Genomic DNA, 18,978 nt, shown 5'->3' on the forward strand with positions numbered 1-18,978 from the left:
CTTCCGTGCCATCTCCGACGCCGTTCGCGAGGTCGCCCGCCTCGGGGAATGACTTGCCAGTGCGCACCGGGCAGGTTGCTCGCGATGCCGAAGCCCACACCCCAGGCGAGAGCGCTCGCCGAGGCACTTCGAGTCGCCCGGAGGGCCGCCAGGCTGGCCGCGACAGAAGTGGCCGACAAACTGGCATGGTCCCAATCGACGATCAGCCGAATCGAAACGGGCCTGCGGACGGCGTCCGTCGAGGAGGTGTCCGCGCTGCTCGCGATCTATCAGGTCACGGGGGAGCGTCGAGAGGCGCTGCTCTCGCTGGCTCGCGACAGCGGGCACTGGTGGTTCGCCGACGTGGCCCTCCAGAGGGAAACGCTCGCGCAGTACGAAAAGGAGGCCACCAAGATCGTCGCTTTCGGGACCACACTCGTCCCTGACCTGCTCCGAACACCCGCCTACGCAAGGGCTACGAACTCTTCCGTTGCGATGCTGGGACAGAAGAAGTTCGTCGCTTATGTCGACGAAGGAGTGCTGCGTCGCCAAGTCGGTGGGCCAGGAGTGATGACGAATCAGCTTCGGCATCTCATCGCGATGGCCGAACGGCCCACCGTCGAACTCCGAGTCATCCCGTTCGCCGCCGGGGCACATCCCGGCGGCGACTACGTTCTGCTGGAATTCGGCCCCGCGCGGCCGTTGGTCTACTTGAAACATCGGGGAACCGGGCTGTTCTTGCACCGGCCCAGCGATGTCGCTCCCTATGGTCAGTCCACTGTGGACGCTGTCGCGCTGGATCCGTCGCGGTCGGTGCGTCTGATCGAGTCAGTGGTCGAGGCTCGCGCGCAGCGCGGCGACCTTCTGCGCCAGTAACGTGGGTTCGCCGGGGAGGACGGTGATGTACCGGTTCCGAGGTGGGCCGCTCACGTGCATGGCCACCCGTCCGGCATCGAGGTCCAAATAGGACAGACCGTCCGTCGCTTCGGTACGTCTTCCGCCGTCAGGACGCTTGGCCGCGGCGAAGAACCCGACGCCGAAATAGGGTTGCTCGAATACCTCGTCCAGTTGCCGGGCTTCCCGGCTTCGAGATGCGGGCTCGTCGTAGAGATCGCTGCCGTCGCCCTTGAAGTCGTCCTGGGGCAAGGAGAACGGGGAGAATCGCGCGGGCGGGTACTCGGGCAGGTTCAGCACGAGCGCCGCCGCGCGATCGGAGGTCCGCACGCCTTTCAGCCACACCCGGTTTCCTTCGCAGATCGCCGTCACCGCGGCACGCCCGCGCACGGCGACGAGCACGCTGTATTGCTCGGCCTCCGTGCGAACCGTCGCGTAGTACTCGGTGTTCGGCCGGTCGAGTATGTGCAGGACGTCCTCGAAGTCGCTGGTCAGCCGTTTGCCCTCGGTGAACCCGAGCCCGCCGAGCTCCTCGAACGCCGCCCGGTCCTCACCGTTCCGCGACGACGGCGGGATGTACCGCAGCCCGCCCGCGAAGATCAGATGCGGATCTCCGCACCCGGCGTGACGGAACGCGGTCAACAATGTGTCGAGCGTGATCTCGACCGGGCGCGCGAGCACCACGTGCCTCCCTCCCCTGGGACTGTGGCGCTACTTCTTCTTCTCGCCGATCACCGGCGGCATCGGCTTTTCGGTGTAGCCGCCGAAGGTCTCGTCGGGATCCGGGTTCTGGAGGTACGCCGGAGCCTTCTTCTCCTTGTCCTCCTCGCCCTTCCCGCCGCGACCCGCGCCAGCTCCCATCGGCATGCCGTTCGCCCCGCCACGACCGGCGGCGCCTGCCGCCCCCGCCGTACCGCGGCCGGCCACGCCCTCGCCGGGCATCCCGGCACCGCTCCGGCCACCCATGCCTGGCTGCTGTCCTGTCCCGCCAGGCCCTCCTGGGACACCACCGCGGAAACCGCCGCCCGGCACGCCTGGCGACCTGCCGCCGCCCGTGCCGGGACCGTAGACGCCGGGCCCGCTCGTCCCGGGTCCGTACCCGGGCGGGAAAGCACCGGGCGTGTTGTAGGTGGGGTTCGGCTTACCGGTCGGCCCGAAGTCGAGGTTCGCCGCCGGCGGTACGACCGGCGTGGTCTGGGGCGGCGTGTACGAATTCGCACGGGTCCCGTCGTCCGGCTGCTGATGGCCGGGATGATGCTGCCCCGGCTGGGGTTCTTGCCCAGGCTGAGGACCAGTGTCGGCCGCGGCACCCGGCGCCGGTGCGCTCGGCCCGCTGGGTCCACTCGGCGTGCTGGGGCCGCTCGGGCCGCTCGGTCCTCGGTAGGGCTCGCCGACGCCGTGCTCGCGTCCGTCGGATCCGTCGCCGAATCCCCTCGCCGCGGGCTTCCCGGCGCCGCCCTCGTCCAAGGTGACGCTGCCGCCCGGGTCGGTGAGCTGCGCGTACTGGGCGGGGAGCTCATCGCCGTTGGCGGTGCTGGCGGAGTGATAGGACGCGAAGGTGTCGATGTTGTGCTGGCTGTCGGCCTGGTACCCCTGGACCTTGCTCCAGTAGCCGACCAGGCCGCCACTCATGACAGCCTTGACGTCCTCGGCCGTCGGTGCGGGCTGCTCGGGCGGCACCGGCTTGACCGAGTTCTTGGCCGTACCGAACGCGTCCATCTGGGAACTGATGGCGGTCTGGGCCCGCGTCAGGTGCGTCACGTCGTCTGCCGCCGCTTCGACGACCGGCACCGTCGCGTCGACTGCTGCCATGCTGGCCCCGCCCTGCCAGCCCGCCAGGGTCTTCTGGGCGAGCGCGGCGAGCCGCTGCGCCCGTTCGTGGTGGCGCCGCGTCAGCTCATGAGCGGCACGCTGAGCATCGGAGAGCGAGCCGGTGCCTTCGCCCTTGGTGATCTGTTCATAGATCTGAAAGGCGGTGAGAGGTCCTTCTGCGACCATCAGTTGCTCCCTCGGATGGTGGTCAGGACTCTTACCGCGGCTTCGCGCGCGGCGTCACAGGGGTCCTTCGCGCCGATGTTGGCCTCGGACTGCTCCACCACGATTCCGACGGTTTCGGTGTCGCTGGCCCCAAGCGCCACTGAGCACTTGCCAGAGGGGCGTTCGTCAGTCACGCCGTAGACAGTGAGCGGGTAGCCGTCTACCGGTGAGAGCGGTTCGACGAGCTTGTAGGCGGCACCTTTGGCCTTGTAAACACTTGCAGTACCTCCGTCGGGAGACCGGCCGAAGATCACGTCTATCAGCGGGCGGGAGGTGGAGGGGATGGACCACATGCAGGAGGGGCCCGCCGTGCCGTCTAAACGTTCCTTGGGTGCGGCGCCGGGGCCGAGGAGCTCACTTGCCTGTTTTTCGGTTAGAGCGTTGCAGGGTGCTTGCTTGACCTGCGTCAGGGTGAGCGGATTGGCGACCTTGGGAACGTCGGGTGCAGGCACCTGAGAAGAGCTCGAAGGGCCTGCGCTCGTGCCACCATTCGTAGGCGTGGGAGTGCCCTGGGTGGTCGTTGGCGAGCACCCGGCAAGTGCAAGCGCGGCAATACCGACGAGAAGGACGGAGCGTCGCATCACAAGATGCCCTTCGGCTGGTGATTGATGACCGTGGCGGCGTGTTCGTCCGCAGCGGCGTACTTGCCGAGTGCGGCTGTGTACTTGCGCGCCATGTTCTCGCAGTAGGCGATGCGCTGGGTCAGCGCGTCCCTGAGTGCCGCGCCGGATTGTTGAGTGATGTCGGCGTTGTTCCCGCTCGCGTACTCCGCGCCAGGTGGCTTCGTCTTGACTAGGTAGTCCGCCTGATTCAGATCAGCTTTGTACTCTTTGGCCAGGTCAGACCACTCATTCGCCAGTTCATGAAGGGTTGCCTCGTCATACTTGAACCCCGCGCCCTCGGCGACAGGTGTCCCGTAGGAGCCCCCGGTAGGGCGGAAGCGGTCGACTTCACTCCAGCGCAGGCCCGGCTCGTAGACCGGCGATCCCTCAGGCACGGCCATGCACCCCCGCGATGCCGAACCGTTCCCCGCTGAATGGCCGAAGCCGCCCCGAAGTCACCGTCGTCATGTGCCCCTCCCGTGGCTACAAGGCGCGTCTCCCCGATGCACCCTGCGTAATCCGACGCCGGGAAGATTACCAGGGTTCCCGGGTCGGTGAACCCGCCTGCATAAAGCCACGTTCCCTGCTGAATAGCCGAGGCGAACTCGGTGACTATCCGTGAAAACCGATCGTGTGAATGTGCCCCAGGAAACGAGGTTCCACCTGGTAGGCGGCGATCGGAATTCGCATACTCTGCGTAATGAAGTTCCGAAGAGTGATTCTCGGCGCAGTACTCCTCGGCCTGCTGACGGCTTGTGCGGAATCCGTGGATACGCCCCCGCCGCCACCGCAGTTTCCGAAATGGCAGCCGAAGCAACCGCGTCCCGCGGATCGCGACGAGGAGGCCGTCGGGGCGGCGCTCGCGGCGCTCGACTTCTGCGAGTTGATCGACCTGGGCGCCTACGACCGCAGAAAGGCGGGCGACACCCGGCCCGTCACACGCGAGCCCAAGGTGAAGTACGGCAGGAAGATGTGCACCCTCGTCCGTGACGGTTACGAACCTCTCATCTACGCCGAGGACGTGGATCCGGGTCACCTGGTTCTCCACCGGGTCGACGGAGCAGTCTTCGACTTGGGCGGGGCGAAGGGCTATCAGGAAGAAACCCGGCGTGAGGGCAGACTCGACGGTTGTGCGATCACGGTGCCCGTGAGCTTCCAGCGCGCGGTCAGGTTCGAACTGGGGATGACCCGCAGCAAGGACTGCGGACTCCTCCGCGACTTCGCCACGGCGGGCGCCGCGAAGCTGCCCCGCGACCTCGTCTATCCGCCGGACGGTCAAGACAGCGCCCGGGTCGGGGCCTGCGCGGACTGGGTCTCCACCGAGGAGGGTGAGAACTGTGATCCGGCGGTCGAGGTCGAAGTACCGACCGGCGCCGAGAGGATCATCGCCGCCGGCGCCGCGGATCCGAACGTCGAATGCGCGGTGTTCCGTGACGCGGTCAAGATGGCTTTCGGCTCGGACTTCGCGCCGATCGCCACGCCGGGAGCGTGCTACTTCGTCGAGCCGAAACATCGGCTGCAGATCGAGGCCGGGGCCACCGCGAACGGCGGCGCGCCGGGGGAATGGCACGCGGATCCGAACAAGACCTTCAAAGACCATCAGCTGATCACGTTCGGGGAAAGCCCTGGAGTCACGTTCCATTCGCAGGATGACCACGAATTCGCCCTTTACGCCTCACCGCTCGGGAACCTCGACGTCCGAGGGCATGTCCAGCTGCGAATATCGCCCGAGCAGGAGCGGGGGATCGAGGACTGGGACCGCTCGAAGGTCGTTTCGGACGTGGATGTCGGCAAGGCGCTCGCTGTGATGGATTTCGTGATGGCGACCCACTTTCGGGGGCCCAGGTGACGTCCGCGCCGTCGTAAGCTTCCTCCATGTACATCGAGCGGGTCCGGCTGGAGAACATCCGCGGCTTCAGTGGCGCCCGCGCCGTCGACCTTCGGCTGCCCGGCCCCGGCTGGGTGGTCCTCGCCGGGCGCAACGGGTCGGGCAAGACCTCGTTGCTGCGCGCGATCGCGGTCGCGGCGGCGCCGGACGTCGCGTGGGGGCTGTTGTCGGACGCCGGCAGCTGGATTTCGACGGATCAGACGTCCGGGTCGATCGAGCTTTCGGTGATGCGCGAGGAGGGCCCGGCGCCGGTCGAGGTCCGCTGGCTCGACTCCGGTCTGCTGCCGATCTCCGGGCTTCCGCCGGGCCAGCCGTTCTGCGCGGCGTATGGGCCGTTCCGGCGGCTCGCGGGCGGCAGCGGCGAGGCCGAGTCGTGGATGCGCGGCGCGGGGTCGCTGGCGCGGATGGCCAGCCTGTTCCACGAAGACGCCTCGCTCGCCGAGGGGGTCACCTGGCTGATCAACCAGCATCTCCGTGCCCTGGAAGGAAAAGCGGGCGCCCGCGAGCTGAAGGACAAGGCGTTGGAGATCCTCGGCGACGGTCTCCTGCCGGGCGGTTACCGGATCCGGGACGTCGATTCGGACGGGCTCTGGGTCGAGTATCGGGGCGACCGGTTCCCGCTGCGCGAGATGAGCGACGGCTACCGCACGGTGACCGCGCTCGTCGTTGACCTTCTCAAACAACTCGACGGTGCGGGTCTCGATCACGAGAGCCCCGGTGTCGTGATCATCGACGAGGTGGACGCGCATCTCCACGTGTCGTGGCAGAAACGCATGGGGCCGTGGTTCAAGGCGCATTTCCCGCGGATCCAGTTCATCGTCACCACGCACAGCCCCTACGTCTGCCAGGCCGCCGACCCGGGCGGCCTCATCCGGCTTTCCGGGCCCGACGAGGAGGTTCCGCCGCGCGTGGTCTCCGAGGAACTGTACGAGCGGGTCGTTTTCGGCTCTGGGGACGACGCGGTGCTGTCCGACCTTTTCGGCTTGGACACGCCTTATTCGCCGCAGGCGGTCGAACTGCGGGAGCATCTCGCCGAGCTCGAATTCCAGGTGGCTTCCGGGCGGGCGGACGCGAACGGTGTCCGGGAATGGGAACGTCTGCGCGGCATGCTGAGCAGTTCGCCGCCGAGCCGGGTCGACGAGGTGGCCAGGCGGTTCGAGGCCGACGATCGGTGATCGGGATCCGCCGGATCGCGCTGCCGGGGCAGGTGGTGGCCGATCTCGAAGAGCTGACCGCGCGGATCCCTTCCGGTGACACGAAAGAAGCACGGCGCCTCTGGCGGGTTTCCCGTGCCGTACGGCGTTCTTTGCGGGCCGGGCTGGACGTCATGGCCGCCGGCCGCGGCTACTGCATGTACTGCGGCGACGGCCTCGGGTCCACTGTGGACCATTTCGAGCCGATCGCGAGGAATCCGGGGCGCGCCTTCGACTGGCTCAATCACGTGCTCGCCTGCGAGTACTGCAACAGCCACCACAAACGCGACCTGTTCCCCGTGGACGAAGACGGCAACAGCCTGCTCATCGATCCGACCGCCGAAGACCCGCTGGAGCACCTGTTCCTGGTGCTGTCGATCGGCACCTACCGCGCGCTGACCGAAAAGGGTGAACAGACCATCAAGGTGTGCGGGCTGAACCGCGCGCAGTTGGCGCGGGGGCGGGAAACGGCGGTCAACCAGGTGAGCGCGCTCGTCCTGGGCTGGTGGACCGCGCGCGAACTGGGGGACGAGGTGAAACGGCGCGCGATGGTCTGGACCCTGCTCGACCAGCCGCACGCCGACGTCCTCCATGCGATGCTCCGCCAGGCGGGGATGCCGGGCGCCCGCGCCGTGTTCCGGGCGGACGGCGAGCTCATCGACCTGCTTCGCGCCCCGGAACTCGCCGAAGACCTTCAGCTCTCCGGCGGCGCGGTGTAGTCGGCCAGGGTGGCGTCGGCGCGGGTGCGTGCGGTGGCCGCGTCCGTCCCGTTGGCGACGTCGGCCTCGTACCAGGCTTCGTTGCTCAGGGTCATGAACCGCACGCCTTCTTCGCTGGTCATCCAGGCCATGGCCGCTTCGGGATCGGCGGCCTCGCCGGATTCGAGATGGAGCGCGAGCCCGTTCAGCATCATGTCCCAGCCGATGCCCACGGCGCCCGGCCCGAACTGGTTCCAGTGCTCGTTGGGGATCGCGGTGTGGTCGAGTTCGAACCGGGTGCGCCCGTCGGCTTCGGGGCTCAGCCGGAGCTCGATCCAGCTGACGTCGCCGCCGTACTCCCACGTCGCCGCGAAGCCCTTCGGCGGATCGCAGCGCTCGACGGTCCCGCCCGCGTTGCCTTCGAGCTGGTACTTGCCGCCGACGCGCAGATCGCCGCTGACCGGCAGGAACCAGCGCGGGATGCGGTCGGGATTGGTGCAGGCGTCCCAAAGGTCGTCGAGGCCGGTGTCGTAGACCTGGCTGACGGTCGCCGTCACCGCCTCGCCCGCTTCGACCACGCGCTTGCCCAGTTTGCGCTGGACGGAGTTGATCTGGCTGGTCACGTCGACCATCGGTGCCCTCCTCTGCTCGGCTGCCGCCAAGATATCAGCACAGGCTTATATAAGCCAGGATGGAAAAGGGGCGCCCGGTCGGACCGGACGCCCCTTTCCGGCGGGATGGCTTACGGAGTGGGGGAGCAGGCCGTGCGCCCGATGACCACTTCGCCGGTGATGTTCGAGGCCGGGGCGAACTTGATCCGCAGCATGGTCAGCCCGATGCTGCCGTCGCCCGGCAACGTCTGCTCGTTGAAGACCGCTTCGGCGAGCAGAGTGCCGTTGGACTTGGTGATCGGCTTGACGTAGCCGACCGGCACCGGCGACGGCAGGGTGCCGAGCCCGGTCGCGCCGCCGTAGGTCCAGCTCGCGTTCGTGCTGGTCTGCGTGGCCGTGCAGCTGACCGAGTAGGACCGGATCTTGATGCGCGGCCCGCTCGACGAGACCAGCGCCGACAGCTCGAAGTTCTGTCCCGTGGCCTCCGACTTCGTCGTGGTGACGTCGTTCGCGGGGTCGACGACGGTGGTCGTGCACGCCGTCGTGCCGCCACCGAACGTGATCCCGGTCCTGCTCACGGCCCCGGACGAGTTGCTCGTCGGTCCCTCGACCGCGCAATCGGCGAGCGAGGCGATCGAGATCGGCGCCGAGGTCCCCTTGGTGAAGGCGGCGGAGCCGAGCGAGGCCACTCCGGCCGGGTTCGACGCGGCGGCCGGAGCCACTCCGGCGCCGAGACCCGCCAGCAGCAGCGCGCCGACCAGGCCTGCCCGGCTTGCGATGGTGATGCGCATTTCCACGTCCTCCTCACGTGACGGAGAGCGAGCCGGTTGGCCGTTCTTCCTTTGTCATCACTATCTGCGTGTCGGATTCGCCCGTTGCGCGCGTGACGGCCGTTTCACTCGACCGTGGATCATGGACACCCGTTGGATATTCGGATTCGTATCCGGATACAGGTCTGTATATTCGGGCCCATGCCGACCTACCGCGTCCTCGTCAACGGCAAGTTCGACCATCCCGACGCCGACACCCGCGCCCGGCTGCTCGCCGAACTCGACCAGCACCAGGCGATCGGGTTCACCGAGGACGGCCTGCTCACCTACAGCGCGCACCTCGGCGCGTTCACCTTCCGCATCGCGCTGCGGGGCGAGGAGGAACGCGAGGTGCTCGACGAAGCCGAGCTGAAGGTCATGGAACTGCTGGACGCCAAGGGCTATCCGTACCGGGACGTCGCGGGCAAGGCGACCTGCATGGACGACATCAAGATCCGCCGCCGCTGACCCGTTCGAGCCGGAGCGGGCGGGATACTCGGCGGGGGTGTCATCTTCGTCACCGTTTCCCCTGGACAGCACGTCAACAGGCCTCAGTGGGTAGCCACTACGCTGGGACCAACCCCGAACGGTGTCAAAGAGAGCGGAGCCGACGTGTCTGTGTCTTCACCTGCCCCAGGTGGTGCCATCGAGGACCTGCGCGCGTCCGTGGGGCTCCAGATCGCCGACGAGCAGCTCCTGCGCACCCTCGCGACCGGTCTCGCCGACGTCGAGACCCTGCTCCGCGAGGTCGTCCGCAGTGACGTCAAGGCCGTCGAGGACGCCGCTTCGCACCTGGTCGAGGCGGGTGGCAAACGTTTCCGTCCGCTGTTCACGCTGCTGGCCTCGCAGTTCGGGCCGAAGCAGGGCGACCAGGTGGTCACCGCCGCGGCCGCGGTCGAGCTGGTGCACCTCGCGACGCTGTACCACGACGACGTGATGGACGAGGCGACGATGCGCCGCGGCGCGGAGAGCGTCAACGCCCGCTGGGACAACACCATCGCCATCCTGACCGGCGACTTCCTGTTCGCGCACGCCTCGCGGCTGGTCGCCGACCTCGGCACCGACGCGGCCCGGATCATCGCCGAGACCTTCGGCGAGCTGGTCACCGGCCAGATGCGCGAGACGGTCGGCCCGGCCGACGGCGACGACGCGGTCGAGCACTACCTCACGGTCATCGCGCAGAAGACCGGTTCGCTGATCGCCACTTCCGGCCGGTTCGGCGGGATGATGTCCGGCGCGCCCGACCACTACATCGACGCGCTCCGCCGCTTCGGCGACATCATCGGGACGGCTTTCCAGATCTCCGACGACGTCATCGACATCGCGTCCGCCTCCGACGAGCTCGGCAAGGCGCAGGGCACAGACCTGCGCGAAGGCGTCCGCACGCTTCCGATGCTGTACGCGCTGGCCGACCCGGCCACCGACCCGCGCCTGGTCGAGCTGCTGTCGGGGCCGATCTCCGACGACAAGCTCGTCGCCGAGGCCTTGGACCTGCTGCGAGCCTCGTCCGGACTCGAACGCGCACGCGAAACTCTTTCCGACTACGCTCGTCGGGCGCGTGCCGAACTCGCGGCGCTGCCCGCGTCGCCCGCCCGGGACGCCTGCGAATCGGTCGCCGACTACCTGGTCGCACGAACGCATTGACAAAGGGCAGGTTAGATGTCCATTTTCGGACAGGTTTGGCTGTGGAGTCTGCTGGCGTTCGTCGTCGGCGCGCTGCTCACCTGGCTGGTGCTGGTGATCCCGGCGCGCAAGCGCATCCGTGAGCTGGAAAGCTCGCTGGCCACCGCGCACGCCGAGACGTCCCGGCTGCCCGCCGGGGTGAGCCTCGGCGCGGGTGCCGCGGCCGTCGCAGGCGGGACCGCGTACCTCACGAAGCCGTCGCACGACGAGCTGGACGAGGAGTTCGCGGCCGTCGAGGAGCCGAAGCCCGCGTATCCCGAGACGCTCACCGAGCAGGAGCCCGCGCGGCAGTGGACCGAGCCTGCCGAGGAGCCCGCCAAGGACGTCCACGAGGAGCCGGCGCCGGAGCACTCCGCGACGCAGATCTTCGAGCCCGAAGAAGAGTACGAGGCCGAGTACCGCACCGCGCCTCAGCCTGACCCTGACCCTGACCCGGAGCCTGAGCCCGACCCGGAGCCCGCGGCCGAGCGGACGCAGTTCATCCCGGCGGCCTTGCCCGAGCCGGAACCCGAGCCGGAACCCGAGCCCCAGCCGGAGAACCCGTACGTCGCCGCGGCGACCGATTACCTCCAGCCCGCGTCGAAGCTGGACCTCGAGCCGGAACCTGAGCCTGAGCCTGAGCCGGAACCCGAGCCTCAGCCGTCCTTGCCGGGCGAAGGGCCGTACCGGTCCCGTCTGGAGATGCAGCTGGACCCGGAAGGCGTCGAGACGCAGCCGGAGCCGGTGTCGCTGTTCAGCCCCGCGTCGCGTGTGGAGACCGAGCAGGCCCCTGTCGAGACCAACTGGTTCGAGCGGGAAGAGGAGCTGCACGAGCCGCCCGCGTACGCCTTCGGTTCCGACGAAGAAGCGAAGGCCGGTCTCCTCGACTCGGAGCCCGAGACGCCCGCCGAAGCCACCCAGGTGCTGCCCAAGCGCACGCCGCGGGGCGCGGTCCGCGGTGGCTTCGAGCCGCCTCAGCCGATCCAGCCGTCGATGCGGGCGATCGAACGTCGTGAGCCGGAACTGTCCGGCGGGCAGAGCGGCTCGCTGTTCGAGCCCGCCGTCCAGCCTGGCGACGCGATGCCGGCTCCGGAGCCCCCGCCCGCGCGGCAGGTCGCCCCTCCGGCGGCCGAATCCGTTCCGCCCGGCCCGTTCGGTCCCGGTTCGGCGATGCCGAGGCCGGGTGGTGGCCGTCCGGCCGACGACTTCGCGGTCAAGGCCAGCGTGACGGCTCTGCGGTACTGCACGGAGGACTCGCCGCAGTTCCCGAAGATGGTCGCGGAGGTCTGGTTCCGCACCGCCGCCGACGCGGAGCGTGTGGGCTTCCGGCCCTTGACTTGAGAAACGCGACCACGCAGTAGCGAGCAGACACGGTCTCCCCAAGGGCGCCCCGCGCCCGACGGAGACTTCACGTCGCGCGCCCTCTTTCGGGCCGAAGGCCCACGGAAACACGATGAAGGGGCGCCCTCCACACTCACCGTGAGGTGAATGCGGAACGGACGCCCCTTCGGCGTTTTTTCCGTCAGCGCGCGACCTACACCACAGTCCAGGTGTCTTTGCCTCGTAGGAGACCCTGCAGGTCCGGCTTGCGGGCGGCCTGGGCCTCCGCGACCTGGGCGCGCGCCTGGTCGTCGTAGGTGGGCCGCTCGACCTGCCGCAGGATGCCGGTCGGCACGTGGTTCAGGTTCTGGTCGCCGATCCGCGAAAGCGCGAACGCGTACGACGTGTCCTCGATCGTCGGGTCGTGCACGACGAGGTTCTCCTCGCCGATGTTCGCGACCTTCCCGACCTCCAGCCCGGCCCAGCCGCCGCGCGTGACGCCGTATTCGCCCTGCGGCCCGAACTTGATCGGCTCGCCTGCCTTCAGCGGGATGAGCCGGCTCGCGGCCTCGTCCTTGTCCTTGAGGACGTCGAAGGCGCCGTCGTTGAAGATCGGGCAGTTCTGGTAGATCTCCACCAGCGCCGACCCGCGGTGCTTCGCGGCGGCTTCCAGCACCTCGGTCAGGCCCTTGCGGTCCGAATCGAGCGCGCGGCCCACGAACGACGCCTCGGCGCCGATCGCCAGCGAAAGCGGGTTGAACGGGGTGTCGACCGAGCCCATCGGGGTGGACTTCGTGACCATGCCCGGCCCGGAGGTCGGCGAGTACTGCCCCTTGGTGAGGCCGTAGATCCGGTTGTTGAACAGCAGGATCTTGATGTTCACGTTGCGCCGCAACGCGTGGATCAGGTGGTTGCCGCCGATGGACAGCGCGTCGCCGTCACCGGTGACGACCCACACCGACAGATCCGGCCTCGCGGTCGCGAGCCCGGTCGCGATCGACGGCGCCCGGCCGTGGATCGAGTGCATGCCGTAGGTGTTCAGGTAGTACGGGAACCGGGACGAGCACCCGATACCCGAGATGAACACGATGTTCTCGCGCTTGAGGCCGAGCGTCGGCAGGAACGACTGGACGGCGTTGAGCACGACGTAGTCCCCGCAGCCGGGACACCACCGGACCTCCTGGTCCGACTTGTAGTCCTTCGCCTTCTGCGGTTCGGTTTCGGCCGGCACAAGGTCCAAGCCGCCGAGGGTGGGGATCCCCAGATCGATCGCGGTCACTTCGTCCCCTCCGTACTGGTGATGATCTCCGTGAAGACGCCTTGCAGCTCTTCGGCCTTGAAGGGCAGCCCGGCGACCTTCGTGTACGACTGCACGTCGACGAGGTACTTGGCCCTCAAGAGCATCGAAAGCTGGCCGAGGTTCATTTCAGGGACGACGACGGTGTCGTACGAACGGAGTACGTCACCGAGGTTGCCCGGGAACGGGTTGAGGTGGCGCAGATGCGCCTGCGCGATGGGCATGCCGTCCTTGCGGACGCGGCGGCACGCCGCGCCGATGGGCCCATAGGACGAGCCCCAGCCGAGCGCCAGCACCCGTGCCTTGCCGCCGCTCGGGTCGTCGACGACGAGGTCCGGGACGTCGACGCCGTCGATCTTGGCCTGCCGCAGCCGGACCATCTTGTCGTGGTTGTCCGGGTCGTAGGAGATGTGGCCGGTCTTGTCGGCCTTCTCCAGCCCGCCGATGCGGTGTTGCAGACCGGCGACGCCCGGCAGCGCCCACTGGCGGGCGAGGGTCTCCGGGTCGCGTACATACGGCCAGAATTCCCCGGACCCGTCCTCGGCATTCGGCTCGGTGGCGAAGTCCACGCGCAGATCCGGCAGGTCTTCGACGTCCGGGATCAGCCACGGCTCGGAGCCGTTCGCGATCGCGCCGTCCGAGAGCAGGAACACCGGCGTGCGGTACTTCAGCGCGATCCGGGTGGCCTCCAGCGCCGCGTCGAAGCAGTCCGCGGGGGACAGCGGCGCGACGATCGGCACCGGGGATTCGCCGTTGCGGCCGAACATCGCCTGCAGCAGGTCGGCCTGTTCGGTCTTGGTCGGCAGGCCGGTCGACGGGCCGCCGCGCTGGACGTCGACGACGACCAGCGGCAGTTCGGTCATCACCGCGAGGCCGATGGCCTCGGATTTCAGCGCGACACCGGGGCCGGACGTCGAGGTGACGCCCAGCGCACCGCCGTAGGAGGCACCGAGCGCCGCGCCGATGCCGGCGATCTCGTCCTCGGCCTGGAAGGTGAGGATGCCGTAGTTCTTGTGCTTGGACAGCTCGTGGAGGATGTCCGACGCCGGGGTGATCGGGTACGTGCCCAGCAGGATCTGCAGGCCGGACTGCTGCCCGGCGGCGACCAGCCCGTACGCCAGCGCGGTGTTCCCGGTGATCTGGCGGTACGTGCCCTGGTTCAGCTTCGCGGGCGCGACCTCGTACGTCGTCGCGAACGACTCGGTCGTCTCGCCGTAGTTCCAGCCGGCGCGGAAGGCCAGGATGTTGGCCTCGGCGATGTCGGCCTTCTTCGCGAACTTCTCGCGCAGGAACCGTTCCGTGCCTTCGGTCGGCCGGTGGTACATCCACGAAAGCAGCCCGAGCGCGAACATGTTCTTCGCGCGTTCGGCGTCCTTTTTGGACAGTCCGGTCTCTTCGAGCGCCCCTCTGGTCAACGTCGACATGGCCACCCGGTGGACTTGATAGGCCGAAAGGGTGTCGTCGTCGAGAGGGTCGTTCTCGAAGCCGACCTTGACCAGGTTCCGCTTCGAGAACTCGTCGGTGTTGAGGATGATCGTCCCACCCGTCGGGACGTCGGCCAGGTTCGCCTTCAGGGCGGCGGGGTTCATCGCGACCAGGACGTCCGGCCGGTCGCCCGGCGTCAGGATGTCGTAGTCGGCGAAATGCACCTGGAAGCTCGAGACGCCGGGGATGGTGCCCTGGGGCGCGCGGATCTCGGCGGGGAAGTTCGGCATGGTCGACAGGTCGTTGCCGAAGGCGGCGGCTTCCGAGGTGAACCTGTCGCCCGTCAGCTGCATGCCGTCACCGGAGTCGCCGGCGAACCGGATGACCACCCGGTCCAGCTTGGCGACCTCGGTGGGCCTGACGGCCGACAAGGAGCCGTTGCCGTTCGCACTGGTGCTCATAGGTCAGGGATTCCCTCTCTCCCGACGTGCGCCGTCCCCGGCCGTGCCGGAGATCGGCGTGCCTCGCCCGGCGATGTCGGCCAGGTCACAGGTGCCATGTCCCGAGGTTAGTCCTCGGCACACTTCCCAGGTTGCCGTAGAAACGGTCTGGACCTACTTCTCGAGTGTCCTGAGCTCGTCGCTGAGCGGGGATTATCCGGTTTATCTGTTACTGATGGTAACGGTCAGCGATGCGGCTCGATTGTGAGCCGTATCTCCTTCAAGCGTAGTGAAGTCCGGTCGAGGAGCGGTCAGCGGTTGGACGAGCGGTTGGACAGCGAAGCCCGCAACCCGGCCAGTCGTTCGGTGAAAGCGGGCGCGGTGAGCGACGTCAGCTGCGGCGCGATCTCGGCGTCGACGGCGGCCGAATGGTCGGTCAGCGACGCGGTGTGCCGAAGCGTGCGCTTCGTCGCCAGAAGGACCTCACGCGGGGCGTCGACGGCGTGTTTCGCCAGTTCACGGGCAGCCTCGACCAGATCTCCCTCGACGAGCCGGAGCGCGAGCCCGCTTTCGACAGCGGCTTCGGCGCCGACGATCTCACCGAAGAGCGTCATCGCCGCGGCCTTCTGCGGTCCGACGAGCCGCTGGATCATCCACGTCATCCCGCCGCCGGGATGGATGCCGAGATCGAGAAATCTGGCCACGAACTTCGCCTTCGGTCCCACGATGCGGACGTCCGCGGCGAGCGCGAGGTTCAGTCCGGCGCCCACGGCGGCCCCGCCGACCGCGGCGATCGTCGGCAGGGAACATCGCGCCACCGAGAGGAAGCCGTCGTAGATCGCGCGAAGCCCGTCCTCCCTGGCGCCGGCGAGCGTGTCCAGGTCGGCGCCCGCGCAGAACGCCGGCGGCGCGCCGGTGACGACCAAGGCGTGGACGCTCTCGTCGGCTTCGGCGCGCGAGACGGCCTCGGCCAGCTGCGCGGACAGGTCGAGGGTCAGTGCGTTGCGGGTGGCGGGCGCGTCGATGGTGAGCACGGCGACGCCGCCGTCATGGCTGGAGTGGATCTGATCGGTCACGCGGTCGAGGGTGTCACGCTTCGGGCGTCGGCGGGCGCTCCAGTAACCGGGAAAGGACGACGGTGGAGACCGTGCGGTCGACGATCTCCAGCCCGCGCAGCCGTTCCAGCGCGGTCTCCAGGTGGTGGATGTCCGAGGCGCGCAGATGGACGATCGCGTCGGCGGCGCCGGACACCGTGTAGGCCGCGACGACCTCGGGCAACGGTTCCAGCCGGGCCCGGATCCGGGCCGGGGTGATGTTGCCGTTGCAGGTCATCTCGACGAAGGCCTCGGTGCCCCAGCCCAGCGCCTCGGGGTCCACGACCGCGGTGAACCCGCGCAGGACCCCGGTTTCGAGCAGCCTGTCGACCCGCCGCTTCACCGCGGGCGCGGACAGACCGACGACTTTGCCGATGTCGGCGTAGCTGGACCTCGCGTTGGCCATCAGGCATGAAACGATTCGCTGGTCGATGGTGTTCACACGCAATGTTTAGCAGGTATACGCGCAGCGAACAGCGATTGATTGCGGAATTAGGTGAGCCTTACCCTTCGGGTATGCCGGAACTGGAGCAGCAGCCCCGTGTACCCACGACGCGCCGCTACCTCATGTGCCCGCCGCGGTACTTCGCGGTGGACTACGTCATCAACCCGTGGATGGACCCGTCGGTCCCGGTCAGCGTCGACACCGCGATGGCGCAATGGACCGAACTCCGCGACACCTACCGACGCCTCGGTCACACCGTCGAGGAGATCGACGCCCAGCCCGGCCTGCCCGACATGGTGTTCGCCGCGAACTCCGGCACCGTCGTCGACGGCCGGGTCCTCGGCTCGCGGTTCCGCGCCCCGCAGCGCACCGCCGAGGCCGAGCACTTCCGCCGCTGGTTCGTCGAGCACGGCTACCGCGACATCACCATGCCCGAGAAGATCAACGAGGCCGAAGGCGATTTCGCCTGGACCGGCAAGATCCTGCTGGCCGGCACCGGCTTCCGCACCGACCCGGCCGCGCACGCCGAAGCGCAGGAGGTCCTCGGTGTCCCGGTCGTCTCGCTGCGGCTGATCGACCCGAGCTACTACCACCTCGACACCGCGCTGTTCGTGCTCGCCGAGGCCACCGACACCACGTCTGCCCAGATCGCCTACTTCCCGGAGGCGTTCTCGGCCGGGTCGCGGAAGGTGCTCGAGCGGATGTTCCCCGACGCGGTGATCGCCGACCGCGCCGACGCGGAGTGCTTCGGCCTGAACGGGGTGTCCGACGGCCGCAACGTCGTCCTGCCGGTCGAGGCGACCGGCTTGGCGGCGCGGCTGACCGAACGCGGCTACGAGGTCGTCTTCCTGGACATCTCCGAGCTGCGGAAGGCGGGCGGCGGCCCGAAGTGCTGCACCCTGGAGATCCGCAAGTAATCCATTAGTGGACACCTTGCGGGAACATGTAACTACTCCATTCGCCAACGCGATTAATCGGGAAACAGACTCGGTCCCGAATGAGGCGCGGATGGTGATCCTGGCGATTGGCGGCGTGGGCAAGCCCGTGCGCGCGCTGGATCCAGGCGAAAACGAGACGTGGGTGACCGTCGAGCAGTTCGAGCGGGTGCTCGACGCGGTGGCCGGACGCGACGACGTCGGGCTCACCTTCGACGACGGCAACTCCTCCGACGTCGAGATCGCGCTCCCCAGGCTGCTGGAGCGCGATCTCACGGCGGAGTTCTTCCCGCTGGCCGGCCGGATCGGGCAGCGGGGTTTCCTCGACGCCGACGGTCTCCGCGAGCTGGTCGAGGCGGGAATGTCGATCGGTTCGCACGGCTGGGAGCATCGCGACTGGCGGCGGCTCGACAGCAGGAACGCCCGGCGCGAACTCGAAGTCGCGCCGAAGCTGCTCGCGGATTTGAGCGGGAAACCCGTGCGCGCGTACGCGCCGCCGTTCGGTGCCTATGACCGGCGGGTGCTCAGCAGGTTGCGGCGTTCCGGGGCGACGAGGGTCTACACGACCGAGGGTGGCCCGGCGTCGCGTGACGGCTGGCTGCGGCCGCGGATCGAAGTCCGGCACGATATCGACCAGGCGTGGATCGACGGCGTGCTCGGTGACCGGGATGGCCTGTACCGCCGAGCGGGACGGGTGCTGGCGCGGGTTGCCAGGCTTGCCCGGTTTTGACCGTTTTTCGTTGTACAGTGGGAAAACAACAGCCCGTCGGCCCTTGAGCTGAAACGTCGGCGACGGCATTCTGAGCATCCTCGATAAAGAAGCTTTATTAACTAAGGGGTGCTCGGTATGCGGAAACTGCTCCTGTTCTCGGCGATGATGGTGGCCGCAGGGCTGGCCCCCGCGGCGACGGCCGTGGCTGCCCCTTCGACACAAGCTGCTCCGACGGCGCAGCAGCTGCTGGCGAAGACCACCAGCTGCAAGCAGGTTTCGAACGGCAAGTACAAGACCGACGAGGAGACCGGCCGGACCATCGCGGTCTGCGACGCGGGAAGCGCCGTGTTCTGGAAGGCCGACATGGACGTCGACTGCGACGGGCAGCCGACCGCGCGGTGCAACAAGAACACCGACCCGTGGTTCCAGGACGGCACCGCGTACCCGCGCTCCGACGGCAAGGCGCTGGTCGCCGATGAGACGCCCTACATCGTCGTGCCGAGCATCAGCAGCACGTGGAACTTCGAGAAGGCAGGCCTCAAGGGCGCCGGTTCGTGCGCGGTGATCTACAACAACAAGGTGCTCTACACCGTCATCGGCGACACCGGCCCGAAGGACATCATCGGCGAGGCGTCCTACGCGACCGCGAAGGCGCTGGGCATCAATCCGGACCCGAAGAACGGCGGCGTCGACTCGGGCGTCACGTACATCTGCTTCAAGAACTCGAAGGTCTCGCCCATCGAGAACCACGGGAAGGCGACTTCCGTCGGGGAGGACCTGGCCGCGAAGTGGGTCGGGTAACCGAGTGAAGGGTATGTAGGCGATGGGTCGGGTGGGTCGTGGGGGGGGGGGGGGGGGGGGGGTTAGGGAGCCGGGACCCCCACACACACCACACCACCCACCCCGCCCCGCCCCCGCCCCGCGCGCCGCCCCCCCA

20 protein-coding genes are annotated in these 18,978 nt (G+C 68.3%); 10 read left to right on the forward strand and 10 right to left on the reverse strand.

What is annotated here, in order from left to right; translation table 11 throughout:
- Nucleotides 1-84: 84 nt before the first annotated feature.
- On the forward strand, nucleotides 85-855 hold the full coding sequence (locus ACIRGA_RS02520) for a helix-turn-helix domain-containing protein (protein WP_400935889.1): 771 nt from the start codon (nucleotides 85-87) through the stop codon (nucleotides 853-855).
- On the opposite strand, the gene ACIRGA_RS02525 is transcribed toward ACIRGA_RS02520, so the two are convergent.
- The 4 genes from ACIRGA_RS02525 to ACIRGA_RS02540 are packed head-to-tail and all read right to left on the reverse strand — an operon-like array spanning nucleotide 808 to nucleotide 3,913.
- Nucleotides 808-1,557, reverse strand: coding sequence for an ESX secretion-associated protein EspG (locus tag ACIRGA_RS02525; RefSeq protein ID WP_400935891.1), 750 nt, complete (start codon nucleotides 1,555-1,557; stop codon nucleotides 808-810). The genes ACIRGA_RS02520 and ACIRGA_RS02525 overlap by 48 nt on opposite strands.
- A 27-nt stretch (nucleotides 1,558-1,584) precedes the next feature.
- The gene (locus tag ACIRGA_RS02530) at nucleotides 1,585-2,871 is read right to left on the reverse strand and encodes a PPE domain-containing protein (protein ID WP_400935893.1); all 1,287 of its coding nucleotides are present in this window, start codon (nucleotides 2,869-2,871) and stop codon (nucleotides 1,585-1,587) included.
- Nucleotides 2,871-3,491 (reverse strand): DUF3558 domain-containing protein, encoded by a 621-nt coding sequence (locus ACIRGA_RS02535; protein WP_400935895.1) that lies wholly within the window; start codon nucleotides 3,489-3,491, stop codon nucleotides 2,871-2,873. Before ACIRGA_RS02535 ends, ACIRGA_RS02530 begins: the two co-directional genes overlap by 1 nt.
- Nucleotides 3,491-3,913 carry a hypothetical protein gene (locus ACIRGA_RS02540; protein ID WP_400935897.1) on the reverse strand — a complete coding sequence of 141 codons (423 nt, stop codon included), beginning with the start codon at nucleotides 3,911-3,913 and terminating at the stop codon, nucleotides 3,491-3,493. Before ACIRGA_RS02540 ends, ACIRGA_RS02535 begins: the two co-directional genes overlap by 1 nt.
- Nucleotides 3,914-4,212: 299 nt before the next feature.
- Here ACIRGA_RS02540 and ACIRGA_RS02545 point away from each other — a divergent pair, with 299 nt between their 5' ends.
- The 3 genes from ACIRGA_RS02545 to ACIRGA_RS02555 are packed head-to-tail and all read left to right on the forward strand — an operon-like array spanning nucleotide 4,213 to nucleotide 7,312.
- On the forward strand, nucleotides 4,213-5,361 hold the full coding sequence (locus ACIRGA_RS02545) for a hypothetical protein (protein WP_400935899.1): 1,149 nt from the start codon (nucleotides 4,213-4,215) through the stop codon (nucleotides 5,359-5,361).
- Nucleotides 5,362-5,387: 26 nt separating this feature from the next.
- Nucleotides 5,388-6,575, forward strand: coding sequence for an AAA family ATPase (locus ACIRGA_RS02550; protein WP_037332894.1), 1,188 nt, complete (start codon nucleotides 5,388-5,390; stop codon nucleotides 6,573-6,575).
- The gene (locus tag ACIRGA_RS02555; RefSeq protein WP_400935901.1) at nucleotides 6,572-7,312 is read left to right on the forward strand and encodes an HNH endonuclease; all 741 of its coding nucleotides are present in this window, start codon (nucleotides 6,572-6,574) and stop codon (nucleotides 7,310-7,312) included. Before ACIRGA_RS02550 ends, ACIRGA_RS02555 begins: the two co-directional genes overlap by 4 nt.
- Here ACIRGA_RS02555 and ACIRGA_RS02560 read toward each other — a convergent pair.
- The gene (locus ACIRGA_RS02560) at nucleotides 7,288-7,923 is read right to left on the reverse strand and encodes an SRPBCC family protein (protein ID WP_400935903.1); all 636 of its coding nucleotides are present in this window, start codon (nucleotides 7,921-7,923) and stop codon (nucleotides 7,288-7,290) included. The genes ACIRGA_RS02555 and ACIRGA_RS02560 overlap by 25 nt on opposite strands.
- 110 nt (nucleotides 7,924-8,033) lie before the next feature.
- Nucleotides 8,034-8,693, reverse strand: a complete 660-nt coding sequence (locus ACIRGA_RS02565; protein ID WP_400935905.1) for a hypothetical protein — start codon at nucleotides 8,691-8,693, stop codon at nucleotides 8,034-8,036.
- A gap of 180 nt (nucleotides 8,694-8,873) precedes the next feature.
- Between ACIRGA_RS02565 and ACIRGA_RS02570 the strand changes: the two genes are divergently transcribed.
- From ACIRGA_RS02570 to ACIRGA_RS02580, 3 genes are all read left to right on the forward strand, one after another.
- A complete protein-coding gene (locus ACIRGA_RS02570; protein ID WP_400935906.1) occupies nucleotides 8,874-9,179 on the forward strand; it encodes a DUF6204 family protein in 306 nt (101 codons plus the stop codon).
- Between the two features lie 150 nt (nucleotides 9,180-9,329).
- Entirely contained in the window at nucleotides 9,330-10,355 is a 1,026-nt protein-coding gene (locus ACIRGA_RS02575) for a polyprenyl synthetase family protein (RefSeq protein WP_340688814.1), read from the forward strand.
- A gap of 15 nt (nucleotides 10,356-10,370) precedes the next feature.
- Nucleotides 10,371-11,714, forward strand: a complete 1,344-nt coding sequence (locus ACIRGA_RS02580; protein ID WP_400935908.1) for a hypothetical protein — start codon at nucleotides 10,371-10,373, stop codon at nucleotides 11,712-11,714.
- Nucleotides 11,715-11,907: 193 nt separating this feature from the next.
- Here ACIRGA_RS02580 and ACIRGA_RS02585 read toward each other — a convergent pair whose 3' ends face one another.
- The 4 genes from ACIRGA_RS02585 to ACIRGA_RS02600 form a co-directional block, all read right to left on the reverse strand.
- Nucleotides 11,908-12,972: a 2-oxoacid:ferredoxin oxidoreductase subunit beta gene (locus ACIRGA_RS02585; protein WP_400935909.1), complete on the reverse strand. Its 1,065-nt coding sequence runs from the start codon at nucleotides 12,970-12,972 to the stop codon at nucleotides 11,908-11,910.
- On the reverse strand, nucleotides 12,969-14,876 hold the full coding sequence (locus ACIRGA_RS02590) for a 2-oxoacid:acceptor oxidoreductase subunit alpha (RefSeq protein WP_400935910.1): 1,908 nt from the start codon (nucleotides 14,874-14,876) through the stop codon (nucleotides 12,969-12,971). Before ACIRGA_RS02590 ends, ACIRGA_RS02585 begins: the two co-directional genes overlap by 4 nt.
- A 290-nt stretch (nucleotides 14,877-15,166) precedes the next feature.
- Complete coding sequence (locus ACIRGA_RS02595; RefSeq protein WP_400935911.1) at nucleotides 15,167-15,931, reverse strand: enoyl-CoA hydratase; 765 nt, start codon at nucleotides 15,929-15,931, stop codon at nucleotides 15,167-15,169.
- A gap of 13 nt (nucleotides 15,932-15,944) precedes the next feature.
- Nucleotides 15,945-16,391 (reverse strand): Lrp/AsnC family transcriptional regulator, encoded by a 447-nt coding sequence (locus ACIRGA_RS02600; protein WP_005151923.1) that lies wholly within the window; start codon nucleotides 16,389-16,391, stop codon nucleotides 15,945-15,947.
- Between the two features lie 74 nt (nucleotides 16,392-16,465).
- Between ACIRGA_RS02600 and ddaH the strand changes: the two genes are divergently transcribed.
- From ddaH to ACIRGA_RS02615, 3 genes are all read left to right on the forward strand, one after another.
- Nucleotides 16,466-17,311, forward strand: a complete 846-nt coding sequence (gene ddaH / locus ACIRGA_RS02605) for a dimethylargininase (protein WP_400935913.1) — start codon at nucleotides 16,466-16,468, stop codon at nucleotides 17,309-17,311.
- A 91-nt stretch (nucleotides 17,312-17,402) separates the two neighbouring features.
- Nucleotides 17,403-18,059 (forward strand): polysaccharide deacetylase family protein, encoded by a 657-nt coding sequence (locus ACIRGA_RS02610; protein ID WP_400935915.1) that lies wholly within the window; start codon nucleotides 17,403-17,405, stop codon nucleotides 18,057-18,059.
- 117 nt (nucleotides 18,060-18,176) lie between these two features.
- Nucleotides 18,177-18,842, forward strand: a complete 666-nt coding sequence (locus tag ACIRGA_RS02615; RefSeq protein WP_400935917.1) for a glycoside hydrolase family 75 protein — start codon at nucleotides 18,177-18,179, stop codon at nucleotides 18,840-18,842.
- Nucleotides 18,843-18,978: the final 136 nt, after the last annotated feature.

Origin of the sequence: Amycolatopsis sp. NPDC102389 (genome assembly GCF_044765885.1) — a bacterium.
Taxonomy (GTDB): domain Bacteria; phylum Actinomycetota; class Actinomycetes; order Mycobacteriales; family Pseudonocardiaceae; genus Amycolatopsis.